At 67.0% G+C, this 12,376-nt stretch carries 12 protein-coding genes and 1 other RNA gene; 4 read left to right on the top strand and 9 right to left on the bottom strand.

The features are described from left to right. Positions 1-450 precede the first annotated feature (450 nt). Positions 451-803, bottom strand: an RNA gene (rnpB, locus tag E4634_RS08015) — RNase P RNA component class A. A gap of 31 nt (positions 804-834) precedes the next feature. Next, positions 835-1,671, bottom strand: a complete 837-nt coding sequence (gene rsmI, locus E4634_RS08020; protein ID WP_135442581.1) for a 16S rRNA (cytidine(1402)-2'-O)-methyltransferase — start codon at positions 1,669-1,671, stop codon at positions 835-837. A 79-nt stretch (positions 1,672-1,750) separates the two neighbouring features. Between rsmI and E4634_RS08025 the strand changes: the two genes are divergently transcribed. The 4 genes from E4634_RS08025 to E4634_RS08040 are packed head-to-tail and all read left to right on the top strand — an operon-like array spanning position 1,751 to position 5,160. Then, positions 1,751-3,562: a penicillin-binding protein activator gene (locus E4634_RS08025; protein ID WP_167854819.1), complete on the top strand. Its 1,812-nt coding sequence runs from the start codon at positions 1,751-1,753 to the stop codon at positions 3,560-3,562. Between the two features lie 34 nt (positions 3,563-3,596). Next, positions 3,597-3,956 (top strand): YraN family protein, encoded by a 360-nt coding sequence (locus E4634_RS08030; protein ID WP_135442586.1) that lies wholly within the window; start codon positions 3,597-3,599, stop codon positions 3,954-3,956. Positions 3,957-3,981: 25 nt separating this feature from the next. Beyond that, positions 3,982-4,581 (top strand): D-sedoheptulose-7-phosphate isomerase, encoded by a 600-nt coding sequence (locus tag E4634_RS08035; protein WP_167854820.1) that lies wholly within the window; start codon positions 3,982-3,984, stop codon positions 4,579-4,581. A 6-nt stretch (positions 4,582-4,587) separates the two neighbouring features. After that, positions 4,588-5,160 (top strand): BON domain-containing protein, encoded by a 573-nt coding sequence (locus E4634_RS08040; protein ID WP_135442592.1) that lies wholly within the window; start codon positions 4,588-4,590, stop codon positions 5,158-5,160. A gap of 55 nt (positions 5,161-5,215) precedes the next feature. Here E4634_RS08040 and rnhB read toward each other — a convergent pair whose 3' ends face one another. The 7 genes from rnhB to bamA are packed head-to-tail and all read right to left on the bottom strand — an operon-like array spanning position 5,216 to position 12,347. Beyond that, on the bottom strand, positions 5,216-5,812 hold the full coding sequence (rnhB, locus tag E4634_RS08045) for a ribonuclease HII (RefSeq protein WP_135442594.1): 597 nt from the start codon (positions 5,810-5,812) through the stop codon (positions 5,216-5,218). Beyond that, entirely contained in the window at positions 5,805-6,977 is a 1,173-nt protein-coding gene (lpxB, locus tag E4634_RS08050) for a lipid-A-disaccharide synthase (RefSeq protein ID WP_135442596.1), read from the bottom strand. Before lpxB ends, rnhB begins: the two co-directional genes overlap by 8 nt. Beyond that, on the bottom strand, positions 6,978-7,748 hold the full coding sequence (gene lpxA, locus E4634_RS08055; protein ID WP_135442597.1) for an acyl-ACP--UDP-N-acetylglucosamine O-acyltransferase: 771 nt from the start codon (positions 7,746-7,748) through the stop codon (positions 6,978-6,980). Beyond that, positions 7,745-8,176 carry a 3-hydroxyacyl-ACP dehydratase FabZ gene (gene fabZ / locus E4634_RS08060; protein WP_135442599.1) on the bottom strand — a complete coding sequence of 144 codons (432 nt, stop codon included), beginning with the start codon at positions 8,174-8,176 and terminating at the stop codon, positions 7,745-7,747. Before fabZ ends, lpxA begins: the two co-directional genes overlap by 4 nt. Positions 8,177-8,196: 20 nt before the next feature. Then, positions 8,197-9,210: a UDP-3-O-(3-hydroxymyristoyl)glucosamine N-acyltransferase gene (lpxD, locus tag E4634_RS08065; protein WP_135442601.1), complete on the bottom strand. Its 1,014-nt coding sequence runs from the start codon at positions 9,208-9,210 to the stop codon at positions 8,197-8,199. Positions 9,211-9,217: 7 nt separating this feature from the next. Next, the gene (locus tag E4634_RS08070; protein ID WP_240725123.1) at positions 9,218-9,739 is read right to left on the bottom strand and encodes an OmpH/Skp family outer membrane protein; all 522 of its coding nucleotides are present in this window, start codon (positions 9,737-9,739) and stop codon (positions 9,218-9,220) included. Positions 9,740-9,776: 37 nt separating this feature from the next. After that, positions 9,777-12,347 carry an outer membrane protein assembly factor BamA gene (gene bamA, locus E4634_RS08075; protein ID WP_135442603.1) on the bottom strand — a complete coding sequence of 857 codons (2,571 nt, stop codon included), beginning with the start codon at positions 12,345-12,347 and terminating at the stop codon, positions 9,777-9,779. Positions 12,348-12,376 lie beyond the last annotated feature (29 nt).

The raw sequence follows: 12,376 nt of genomic DNA on the forward strand, positions 1-12,376 counted from the left end.
ACACCTAGATCCCGGCTCTCTCTGGCTACCGGTCCAGGCAAAAAGCCAACCAACGTATCGCCAGCTTCGAGCCGCAAGTGCCGGGAGACGGGCGGGCGGAGCGCTCGCAAAAGACGCGCCGAGGAAGTGGAGCGAGACAGCTCGCTGGCTCGCGACCGACCGAGGGCACCCCGGAGGGGCGCGATCTTAAGAGCGCTCCGCCCGCGGGTCTCCCGGCAACCCTCGAAGCACACCGGAGCCTGCGGGCGATCACCGGTCGAGTAACACCGGCACGAGGCGGGAGCGGGCGGGGTCTGCCCCTGCCGCGACTGAGCTTTTGGAGCGTCAGGGGCAGACCCTGCCCGCACCTGCCGAATGGCAAACCCTAAACCAAACCAGCCAGCCAGCCGGCCGGCCGGCCGGCCGGCCAAAAAAAAGCCCCCGGGGCACAAAGCACCAGGGGGCCGTATTTTGTCGAGCCGGTCGATAAGCCGGGTTCTGTCTCGGACGATCATTCATCTGCGACAACTGTCACCAGTTGCCTGTAGCGACCTACCCGAATCCACCGCGGGCCACGGCACATGGATTCCTATTTGGTCTTGCTCCAGGTGGGGTTTACCATCGCCACCGCTGTTGCCAGCGATGCGGTGCGCTCTTACCGCACCATTTCACCCTTACCCGGCGAACCGGGCGGTATACTTTCTGTTGCACTTTCCGTAGGCTCGCGCCCCCCAGGCGTTACCTGGCACCCTGCCCTGTGGAGCCCGGACTTTCCTCCCCCGCCCGCACTCGCGTGCCGCGGAAGCGATCGCCTGACCAGCTCGCGCGCAAGGTTAACAGGCGCGCAGGTGGCGCTCAACGCTGTTTTTCTTCCAGCAGGAAATCGTACAGCAGCTTCTTGCGCAGGCCGGTAATGTCCGCCACCACTGCGGCGGCACGTTTGGCCGGCAACTCCTCGGCCAGGCGCTTGAGCAGCGCGCCGGTGGCCTCGTCCAGCGCCTGTTCGCGCGGCGGGCAACCGGCCACCAGCAGCACGATCTCGCCGCGCTGCTGGTTGCTGTCCGCGGCCACCCAGGCGTGCAGCTCACCCAGGCTGTCGCGGCGCACGGTTTCGAAGGTCTTGGTGATCTCGCGCGCGAGCACCGCCTCGCGCTGGGCGCCGAAAGTCTCGGCCATGGCCGCCAGTGTCTCCAGTACCCGGTGCGGGGCCTCGTAGAACACCAACGTGGCCGGCTGGGTGGCGAGTGCCTCCAGGCGCCCGCGGCGGGCACCCGCCTTGGCCGGCAGGAAACCCTCGAACTGGAAGCGGTCGGTGGGCAGGCCGCCCGCGCTGAGCGCGGCGATGGCGGCGCAGGGCCCGGGAATCGGCCGCACCGGGATCGACTCGGCCTGAGCGGCGCGGATCAGCGGGTAGCCGGGGTCGGAGATCAGCGGCGTTCCCGCGTCGGAGACCAGCGCGACCACACCGCCGCCGCGCAGCACCTCGAGAATGCGCTCGCGGGCGCGCTCATCGCTGTGCTCGTGATAAGCGACGGTAGCGGTGGTGACGCCGAAGTGCTGCAGCAGGCGGGCGCTGTGCCGGGTGTCTTCGGCGGCGATCAGGTCTGCCGCGCGCAGCACGTCCAGCGCGCGCGGCGAGAGGTCGCCGAGGTTGCCGATCGGCGTGGCGACAATGTACAACCCGGAGTCCACGATTTCCCCTTATAATCAGGTCCCTGAATCCGCTGCGCCTCTGCGCGCACCGGCCCCTGAACAACCAGCGCAGGATAGCATGACGGCCACCGCACACTCTCCTTCCCCCGTTCGCCAGCTGCGACACCTCGCACTGGGCGTGACTCTCGCCCTGCTCGGCGCCTGCGATACACCCGGCGGCGGACAGCGCCCGGACAGCGGCGTGGCCACCACGGTGGAGACTACACCGGGCAACTGGCAGGTAGAGAGCGAACGCCCGATAAGCCGGTACGAGATGGAGTTCGCCGCGGCGGAACAGGCGCTGCAGCAGTTCGACTGGATGCGCGCCGAAACCGCCCTGCTGCCCCTGAGCAGCCTGCCGCTGGATGCCGAGGACGGCGCGCGGCTGGCCTACCTGCGTGCGCGCATCGCCCACGTGCGCGGCCGCGAGGACGAAGCGCTCGCCGGCCTCGCCGCCCTTGAGGGGCAGCCGATATCAGACCCCCTGGCCTACAGCGTCTACAGCCTGCACCGTGAGATCCTGTCCCTGGTCGGGCGCAACCTGGAGAGCGCGCGACTGGGCGTCCCCGCCATGCTGCTCGCGCCGCAGCCGGAGCGCGAGGCGCTCAAGCAGGACATCTGGCTGGCCCTGCAGCGCTGCGACACCACCAGCATCGCCACCGCCCTGTCCACGGCGGAAGACCGCGTCTGGCAGGGCTGGCTGGAACTGGCCCTGCTGTCGCAGATCGAGCAGGGCGACCTGGGCGCATCGCTGTACGACTGGGAGACGAAATACCCCGCCCACCCGGCCAGCTACCCGCTGCCCGGCGGCCTAGAACAGCTGCAGCGCGACTCGCGCACGCCGCAGCGCGTCGCCCTGGTGCTGCCGCTGAGCGGCCGCCTGGCGCCGGCGGGCCGCGCCGTGCGCGACGGTTACCTGGCGAGCTACTACGCCGCACGGGCGACCGGGGCGGCCCCGGCACAGCTGCTTATCCTCGATACAGAGCGCTATCCCGGTGCCAGCGAAGCCTACCTGGACGCGGTCGCGCAGGGCGCGCAACTGGTTATCGGCCCCCTGCGCAAGGAAGCGGTGGCGGAGCTGGACGCACTGCCCGAGCGCCCGGTACCGGTGCTCGCCCTGAACCGTATCGACACCCTGCCGCTGGAGGGCGCCGGCCCGCTGCTGCAACTGGCGCTGGCGCCGGAGGACGAGGTGCGTCGCCTGGCGGAGCTGGCCTTCGGCGAGGGCGCCCGCCGCGCCCTGCTGCTGCGCCCGGCCGGCGCGTGGGGCGACAAGCTCGAGGAGACCCTGGTTGCGCGTTGGCGCGAGCTGGGCGGCACTGTCGCCAACAGCGTGCGCTACACCGGCGCCGAAGAATACTCGGATGCGGTGAAATCCGGCCTGGACATCGCCGCCAGCGAGGAGCGCCGGCGGCGGGTGCGCGACATGCTCGCCAGCAACGTGGAATTCACCCCGCGCCGGCGCCAGGACATCGACGCGGTGTTTCTGCTCAGCCCGGGTCCCGACGAGGCGCGCGCCCTGAAGCCCCTGCTCGCCTTCCACTATGCTGGCGGCCTGCCGGCCTACGCCCCCTCCGGTGTCTACGGTGGCCAGCCGGACCCGCGCGACCGCGACCTCAACGGGCTGCGCCTGGTGGAGATTCCCTGGCTGCTCAGCGAGCCCTCCGCCCTGCACGCCGCCCTCGACGCCGCCGGCGACACCCGCTACCCGCGCCTGAACGCGCTGGGCGCGGACGCCTACCTGTTGCAGTCGCGCTTCGCCCAGGTACAGGCCGGCGACGGCGCGGTGCTGCGCGGCAACACCGGGCTGCTCACCCTGAACCCCGCCGCCCAGGTGGAACGCGACCTGCCGCTCGCCGAATTTGATCGAGGCCGACTCGTCCCGCGCTAGCTAGACTGTCCGTTCCCGGCAGGAGGGCGGACACATGGCCAATAGCGGCGCAGACCACGAAGCCAGGGCAGCCGACTGGCTGCAGCACCAGGGGCTGAAGATCCTGACGCGCAACTACCGTTGCCGCTGCGGCGAGATCGACCTGGTCGCACGCGAGGGCCGGCAGATTGTGTTCGTCGAAGTGCGCGCACGCAGCAACCCGCGCTACGCCTCCGCCGCCGCCTCGGTGGGACGCGACAAGCAGCGCCGCCTGCTGCGCACGGCGCAGTATTTCCTGCAGCAGCACCCCGCACTGGCCCACCTGCCATGTCGATTTGACGTGGTCGCCTTTGAGCCGCGACAATCCGAACCGGATGCGCCACCGCGCTGGATCAGGAGCGCGTTCACCGGCTGAGCCCCACCCCAGGCAAAGGACACACTTGGACCACTACGAAATTATCGCCGAGCGCTTCCAGGGCGCCATCGAGCAGATCGCCATGTCCGTGGACCGGCTGGCGCAACCGCTGTCCCGCGGCAGCGAGGCCGCCTGCCAGGCCCTGCTCGAGGACCGCAAACTGCTGTGCTGCGGCGCCGGCCCGGGCGCGGCCCTGTGCCAGCTATTCGTCGCCGGCCTGCTCTCGCGAGTCGACCAGGAGCGCCCCGCCCTGCCCGCCTTCTGCCTCAACGCGGACGGCGCCACCCTCGCGGCGATCACCAGCGACAGCGGTCCGGGCGCTGCCTACGCGCGCCAGGTGCGCGCCCTGGGCCAGGACGGCGACATCCTGCTGCTGATCAGCAGCGGCGGCAACAACCCGAGCCTGGAACAGGCGGTGCGCGCGGCGCGCGAACGGAACATGCGGCTGATCGCCCTGTCGAACGACGCTGACACCTCCCTGCCCGGCATGCTCGGCGCCGGCGACGTGCTCATCGAAGTGGAGGGCAGCACCCGCTCGCGTGTCGTCGAGCTGCAGGTCATGGCCCTCAACACCCTTTGTCACTTGATCGAAAACGGCCTCTTCGGCGGCTTTAACCAGGATTGATACGCGATGAACAAACTGTTGCCCGCCCTGCTCACCCTCGGCCTGCTCGCCCTGCCCGGCTGCGGATCGCTGCTCAGCAGCATGGACGCGGAGCCCATCGAGGAGGACGAGGGCGAGCGCACCATGGGTTACATGCTCGAGGACTACAACATCGAGACCAAGGCGATGGTCAACATCCACGCCGCCGACGAGGCCTATGACGAGGCGCACATCGTCGTGGTCAGTTACAACGGCTACGTGCTGCTGGCCGGGCAGGTGCCCAATGAGACCCTGAAGAACCGCGCCACCGACGTGGTGCGCAAGATTCGCGGCGTGCGTCGCATCTACAACGAACTGGAAATCGCCGCGCCCAGTTCCGGCATGACCCGCACCTCGGATTCCTGGATCACCACCAAGGTGAAGTCCTACATGCTGGGCAACCCGGACGTGCAGGGCTATCGGGTCAAGGTGGTCACGGAGAACGGCGTGGTGTTCCTGATGGGCCTGGCCACCCGCGCTGAAGTAGAGCGCATTGTCGACCAGGCCTCGAGCATCGGTGGCGTGCAGAAGGTCGTGAAGTTGTTCGAGTTGATCGACTAGCCCGCGCTCAACGCTCTACCCGGGCCTGCGCTCACTCTTCCACAACAGTCCGGGCTCACTCTTCCAGCAGGGCCCGCACCGGCGCGAAGCTGCGCCGGTGCACCGGGGTCACGCCCAGGCGGCGCAATGCCTCCAGATGTTCGGCTGTCGGGTAGCCCTTGTGCCGGGCGAAGCCGTAGCCCGGGTACATCCCCTCCAATTCCACCAGCTCGTAGTCGCGCTGTACCTTGGCCAGGATCGAGGCGGCGGCAATCGCCGGCACGCGGTCGTCGCCCTTCACCACCGGCTCCGAGTGATAGTCCCAGCGCGGCAGGCGGTTGCCGTCCACCAGCACGTAGCCGGGCGCGGTAGACAACCCATCCACGGCGCGATGCATGGCCAGCAGCGAAGCCTGCAGGATATTCATGTCATCGATCTCGGCGACGCTGGCGCGAGCCACGCACCAGGCCAGGGCGTGTTCACGGATCTCCAGGGCCAGCGCCTCGCGGCGCGCCTCGCTGAGTTTCTTGGAATCGCGCAGGCCGGGGATGGGACGCGCCGGGTCGAGGATTACCGCCGCCGCCACCACATCGCCCGCCAGGGGCCCGCGGCCGACTTCATCGACACCGGCGATGTCGGCGCCCTCGTAGTCGGGTGTGAACAGGTCAGCCACCGACTCCCTCCGCCGTAGTCTCTCCCGCGACCAGGCGCAGCAGCTCGCGGGCACAGGTCGCGCCGAAATCGCAGCGCAGGTCCGCGCGCATACGGTTGAACGCCTCCAATTGCGTGTCCCGCGCCGGACCCGGTTCGAGCAACGGCAGCACAGCGTCTGCCAGCACCTGCGGTGTCGCGGCGTCCTGCAGGAACTCGGGCACCAGGTCACTCGCCGAAAGCACGTTGGGCAGGGCTGCCCAGGGGGTTTTCACCAGCCGCGACACCAGCCACCAGGACAGCCCGCCCATGCGATAGGCGACCACCATCGGTCGCCCCACCAGCATGGTCTCCAGGGTCGCAGTACCCGACGCCAGCAACACCGCATCCGCGGCTGCCATCGCCTCGCGGGCGCGGCCCTCGGTGACCGTCACCGGCAAGTCCGGGAACTGGGTCAGCAGCGGCGCCAGCTGTGCGGCGCGTTCAGGACTGGCCGCCGGCAGCACGAACTGCAGCGCCGGGACCGAATCGCGCAAGCGCTGAGCGGCCTGCAGGAACAGCGGTGCGAGGCGCGCCACCTCACCGCCGCGGCTGCCGGGGAGGATGGCCAGCAGCGGACCGGTATCGGTTAAACCCAGTGCACGCCGGGCGACGCCCGCATCGGCAGTATCGGCCATCTCGTCCGCCATCGGGTGGCCGACAAATACCGCGGGAATGCCATTGTCGGCGTAGATTTTCGTCTCGAAGGGGAACAGGCAGAGCATCAGGTCCACCGCGCGACCAATACCGCGTAGGCGGCCCTGGCGCCAGGCCCACACGGTGGGACTGACCAGGTGCGCGGTGCGTATGCCGCGCTCGCGCAGCTTGCGCTCCAGGCGCAGGTTGAAGTCCGGCGCGTCGACACCGAGGAACAGGTCCGGGGGATTGTCGCGGAAATGCCGGTACACGGCGCCGCGGATGCGCAGCAGTTCAGGCAGGCGCGCCAGCGGTTCGGTAAAACCCATCACCGACAGCCGCTCCATGGGAAACATCGAATCCAGCCCCTGGGCCTGCAGCAGAGGGCCGCCGATACCTTCGAGTTGCACCCCGCAGCCCGACTCGCGCAGGGCGGACACCACGCTGGCGGCAAGGATATCGCCGGAGGCCTCGCCCGCCAGCACACCGATGCGCAGGGCGCGGGGGGACATCTAGCGGACGATGCCCCGCTCCGAGGCGCGAATGGAGTCGATCAGCAACTGCACCTCGGGGGCTTCCTGGCGCATGCTCTCCAGGCGCTGCATGGCGAGGTCCAGGGTCAGGCCCTGGCGATAGACAATCTTGAACGCGCGGCGCAACTGGCTGATGGACTCGGCAGAAAAACCGCGCCGGCGCAGGCCCTCGGTGTTGATGGTCTTGGCCTCGGCGGGCGAGCCGGACACGGTCACATAGGCCGGAACGTCCTTGCCGATGGCCGTGCCCATACCGCTGAAGGCATGGGCGCCGATCTTGCAGAACTGGTGGACCAGGGTGTAACCGCTGAGGATGGCCCAGTCGCCAACGTGCACGTGGCCGGCCAGGGCGGTGTTGTTGACCAGGATGGTGTGATCGCCGAGCACCGAGTCATGGCCGACATGGGCGTAGGCCATGATCAGGTTGTGGTTGCCGATGGTAGTCTCGGAGCGGTCCTGCACGGTGCCGCGGTGGATGGTGACACCCTCGCGAATCACGTTGTGGTCGCCGATCACCAGGCGGGTGGGTTCGTTGGCGTACTTGAGGTCCGGCGTGGCCTCGCCGATGCTGGAGAACTGGTAGATGTGGTTATTGGCACCGATGCGTGTGGGGCCGCGCACCACCACGTGTGGTTCGATGATGGTGCCCGGCCCGATCTCCACCTCCGGCCCGATCATCGACCATGGCCCTACACTGACACCCTCGGCCAGTTTCGCGGCGGGATCGACGATGGCCGAGGCATGGATCATCGGTCAGCGCATAGAATCGTCGCAGAGGCGGCCATTTCACCATCGACGTCGGCGCTGACCTCGAACTTCCAGATACCGCGGCGCTCGGAGACGATCTTCGCGCGCAGCATGACGCGGTCGCCGGGGATGATCGGGCGCTTGAAGCGCAGGTTGTCACAGCCCACGAAATAGTAGATCGAGCCGTCCGCCGGCGTCTTGTTCACGGTCTTGAAGCCGAGGATGCCGGCGGCCTGGGCCATCGCCTCGATCAGCAACACGCCGGGAAACACCGGCTTTTCCGGAAAATGTCCGTTGAAGAACGGCTCGTTGATGCTGATGTTCTTGTAGGCGACGATGGATTCGCCCTCGGTCAGCTCCACCACCCGGTCCACCAGCAGGAAGGGGTAGCGGTGCGGCAGGTATTTGCGAATCTCGTTGGTTTCCATCATGGGGAAGACAATTCCTTTGGCTAGTTATGGCGGGTCTTTTCGAGGTCGGCGAAACGCTGGTTGAGACGTTCGAGCTGGGAAAATCGCACCGCGTTGCGCCGCCACTGCCGCGTGGGTTCCATGGGCGTACCCGAGGAATAGGAACCTGGCTGGGTGATAGACCGCGTCACCATCGTCATTCCCGTCACGTGTACGCCATCGCATAGTTCCACGTGGCCAACCACGCCGACACCCCCGGCGAGCGTACAATTTTCGCCTATAATCGTGCTCCCCGCCAAACCCACGCAACCGGCTATCGCGGTATTTTTTCCGATGCGACAGTTGTGCGCAATCATCACCTGGTTGTCGATGATAACCCCATCCGCGATCACCGTGTGACCGAGCGCGCCGCGGTCGATGGTGGTGCCCGCACCGATTTCAACGCGATCGCCGATGCGCACCCCGCCGAGCTGGTGGATCTTCTCCCAGCCCTGCGGCCCGGGCGCAAACCCGAATCCGTCCGCGCCGAGTACCGCCCCCGAGTGCACCGTGCAGTCCTCGCCCAGGTGCACGTCGTGGTACAGCACGACGCCGGGGTACAGGCGTGTGCCGGGCCCGAGCCGGCAATCCGCGCCGACGTGGCAGTTCGCGCCGACCACCGTGCGCGGACCGATACGCGCCCCGGCCTCGACCACCGCGCCGGCACCGATACTGGCGCTGGCGTCCACCTCCGCGGAAGGATCGACAACGGCACGCGGGTCGATACCTGCCGCCGGGAGCGGCGCGCGATCGAACAGCGCGGTCAGGCGGGCAAAGGCGAGATAGGGGTCGTCGGTGTGCAGGGAGTCCACCGGGCAGCGCGCGGCGAACTCGGGCTGCAGGATCACCGCCGCTGCACGGGTGTCGTCCAGGGCGGCGAGGTACTTGCGGTTCGACAGGAAGGTGAGGTCTTGCGGGCCGGCCTCAACCAGCGTGGACAACCCGGAGACCTGGCGAGCGGGGTCGCCTGACAGCGTCAGGCCGAAGCGCTGCGCCAGCTCCCCCAGGGTTGTCACCGGGGGCTTACTCCTTGGCGCTGATCTGGTTCAGCTTGTCGGTAACCTTGGCGGTGATGCTGTAGCCGGCGTCGGAGTGGATGACCGCTTCCTGGCGCAGCAGCAGGCCGATGCCTTCGGTGGCGATCAGGTCGCGCAGCACTTCCTGGACCTTGGCGGACATTTCCTGCAGCAGGGATTGCGCCGCCGCAGCTTCCGCCTGCTTGAGCTTGCCGGCCACGTGTTCGAGGTCGGACTGCTTGCTGGCCAGCTTCTGGCGCACCGAGGTCTGCTGCTCCTGACTCATTACCGCGGCGTCCTTCTGGTAGCTCTTGACCAGGTCGTCGAGCTCTTTCTTGAGCTTGTCGAACTCGGCCTTGTCCGCCTTGAAGTCTTCCTGGTTGTACACGTCCTGCAGGCGCTTTTGTGCGAGGTCGGTCTGCAGGATAGCCTCCTGCAAGTTGACCACGGCGATCTTGCCCTGGGCCATGGCCGCGGCGGGCAGGCTGAACAGCAGGCAGGTTACTAGGACTTTCAGAACTTTAGACACGATATTCTCCGGGCTTGGTGCATTGCGTGCATTGCTCTCAGAAACCACGTCCGAGAGTGAACTGGAATACCTCTTCGCGATCCGCGTCGTCCGCGTTGATCGGCTTGGCGAGGCTGAAGGTCATCGGGCCGAAACCCGTAACCCAGGTGACACCGACACCCACCGAGTAACGCAGTTCCTGCAGGTCGACGTCGAAACAGTTGATCTGCGAAGAGCCGCACTCGGTGGAAAACACGTTGCCGGCATCAAAGAAGAAGGCCGAGCGCAGCTGGCTCTGGTCCTCGATAAACGGCAGCGGGAAGATGAGCTCCGCGCCGCCCTCGATCAGCACGTTGCCGCCGAAGGGGTCGGGGTCGTCACGGTTGGGCGTGAACAGAATCTTGCCGTCGCTCGCCGCGTAGCCGAATTCGTTGGAGAAGGTGGGCACACCGTTTTCATCCAGGGCAATCGCCGCCCGGCCAGTGGCGTACAGCTCGGCGGGCGTCGAGCGCGGGCCGAGAGTATTGCTCTTGAAGCCGCGCACCGAACCGAAGCCGCCGGAGAAGAAATGCTCGAAGAACGGCAGGGTGGTGGTATCGCCGTAACCGTCGCCATAGCCCAATTCGCTGCGCAGGCGCAGGGTCCAGGCGTTGGTGATCGGGAAGTAGATCTCGCCGCGGTAGTTGAGCTTGTAGAACTCGAGGTCGGAGAACGGCACCGACACTTCCAGCGATACCGAGTTGGCCGCGCCGCGGGTGGCGAAGCGACCCCGGTTCAGGGTCGACTGGCTCCAGCTGGAGGTGATCGTGTAGTTGAGGAAGTTGTTGCCGTTCTCATCCAGGAAACCCAGTTCTGTCGGTGGGCTGAGGTACTCCGGCGGCAGGGTTTCGATGGGCAGCAGCTCCTCCACGTCGGCGTAGGTGCCGTCGGGCTGCAGCTGGCTCTCGAACCAGTAGTCGTAGCGGTTGCTCAGGCGCGGGCTGGCCTGGATTTCCTGTACCGCGTAGATCCCCGTGGTGATCTTGGTTTCAGCCGCGCCGAAGCTGAAGCCCAGGCGCTGGGTCTCGCTGATCGGGTAGCCGAAGTTGAGCGCCGCACCCAGGGTATCCGTGGTGTAGCTCGCCACGTTGACCTCGGAGAGGTCGGTGGAGCGGTAGTAGAGGTTGAAGCCGCGGCTCACACCGTCCTCGGTGTAATACGGGTTGGTGTAGCTGAAGTTGTAGGAATCCTGGTACTTGGACGAGTTCAGGTTGATGCCGACGCGCTTGCCGGTGCCCAGGAAGTTGTCCTGCTGCAGGTTCAGGCCGAGGATCAGGCCCGCGTCCTGGGCGTAACCGAAGCTGGCGCCGATGCTGCCCGAGGACTGCTCCTCGACCTCGAAGTCCAGGTCGATCAGGTCGTCGTGGCCGGCGACCGCGGGAGTATCCACGGTGGCCTTGCTGAAGTAGCCCAGGCGCTCGAGGCGCACCCGCGACTGCTCGATATTCGCGGCCGAGGCCGGCGCGCTCTCCATCTGGCGCATCTCACGGCGCAGTACGGAATCCGCTGTGCGCTGGTTGCCCTTGAAGCTGATGCGGCGCACGTAGGTGCGCTTGCCGGGGTCGACGAAGAACTTCATGCTGACGACGTTGGTGCCCTCTTCCACCTCGGGAATACCGGTCACCTTGGCAAAGTTGTAGCCCTCGTTGCCCAGGCGGCGGGTCATGTACTCCTCGGTGGAGGTGACCAGTTGCTGGGAGAAGGTCTGCCCCTCGGCGACCAGCAGGAAGCGGCGCAGGTCTTCCTCGGGCAGCACCAGGTCGCCGGAGAGGTCCACCGAACCGACGGTGAATTTCTCGCCCTCGGTGACGTTGGCGGTGATGAACACCTCGCGCTTGTCCGGCGACACCGAGACCTGGGTGGAGTCGATGCGGAACTGCAGGTAGCCGCGGTCCATGTAGTAGGAGGTGAGCTTTTCCAGGTCGCCCTGCAGCTTCTCCTTGGAGTACTTGTCGTCGTTGGTGAAGAATGACAGCCAGCCGGTGGTCTGCAGTTCGAACACCTTGGTCAGCTCGTCGTCGCCGAAGATCTGGTTGCCGACCACGTTGATGTGCTTGATCGCGGCGACCGTGCCCTCGTCGACGTCGATGCTGATCGACACCCGGTTGCGCGGCTCGGGCACGACCTCGGCATCGATATTCGCGTCGTAGCGGCCCTGTTGCACGTACTGGCGCTGCAGTTCCATCTGCATGCCTTCCAGGGTGGAGCGCTGGAACACCTGGCCCACGGCGAGGCCGGCACCCTTCAGGCCCTCCAGCAGGGCCTCGGTCTCGATCGCCTTGTTGCCCTCGATGTTGATCTCGCTGATGCTCGGGCGCTCGGCGACCACGATAACCAGCACGTTGCCGTCGCGGCCGATGCGGATATCGTCGAAATTGCCGGTGGCAAACAGGCCGCGCGCGGCGGCGCGCACGCCGGCGTCGTCGACCAGGTCGCCGACCCCAACAGGCAGGGCGGCAAACACGCTGCCGGCGGAGATACGCTGCAGGCCCTCGACCCGGATATCGGAAATAATGAAGGATTCGGCCAGTACCGCTGGCACCCACAGGCACAGGGCCAACGCCAGGAATTTGGGTAGTCTTCTAGTCAAGGTTCACTCAGTTCGCAGGTCCGGCCCGT

Source organism: Mangrovimicrobium sediminis (assembly GCF_004745945.1).
Lineage (GTDB): Bacteria > Pseudomonadota > Gammaproteobacteria > Pseudomonadales > Halieaceae > Mangrovimicrobium > Mangrovimicrobium sediminis.

Bases quoted from the DNA above. Each gene is read 5' to 3' on its own strand.
- E4634_RS08030 (WP_135442586.1), top strand. From the start codon at position 3,597: ATGGCCAATAGCGGCGCAGACCACGAAGCCAGGGCAGCCGACTGGCTG.
- lpxB (WP_135442596.1), bottom strand. From the start codon at position 6,977: ATGTCCCCCCGCGCCCTGCGCATCGGTGTGCTGGCGGGCGAGGCCTCC.
- E4634_RS08040 (WP_135442592.1), top strand. From the start codon at position 4,588: ATGAACAAACTGTTGCCCGCCCTGCTCACCCTCGGCCTGCTCGCCCTG.
- fabZ (WP_135442599.1), bottom strand. From the start codon at position 8,176: ATGATGGAAACCAACGAGATTCGCAAATACCTGCCGCACCGCTACCCC.
- E4634_RS08025 (WP_167854819.1), top strand. From the start codon at position 1,751: ATGACGGCCACCGCACACTCTCCTTCCCCCGTTCGCCAGCTGCGACAC.
- lpxA (WP_135442597.1), bottom strand. From the start codon at position 7,748: ATGATCCATGCCTCGGCCATCGTCGATCCCGCCGCGAAACTGGCCGAG.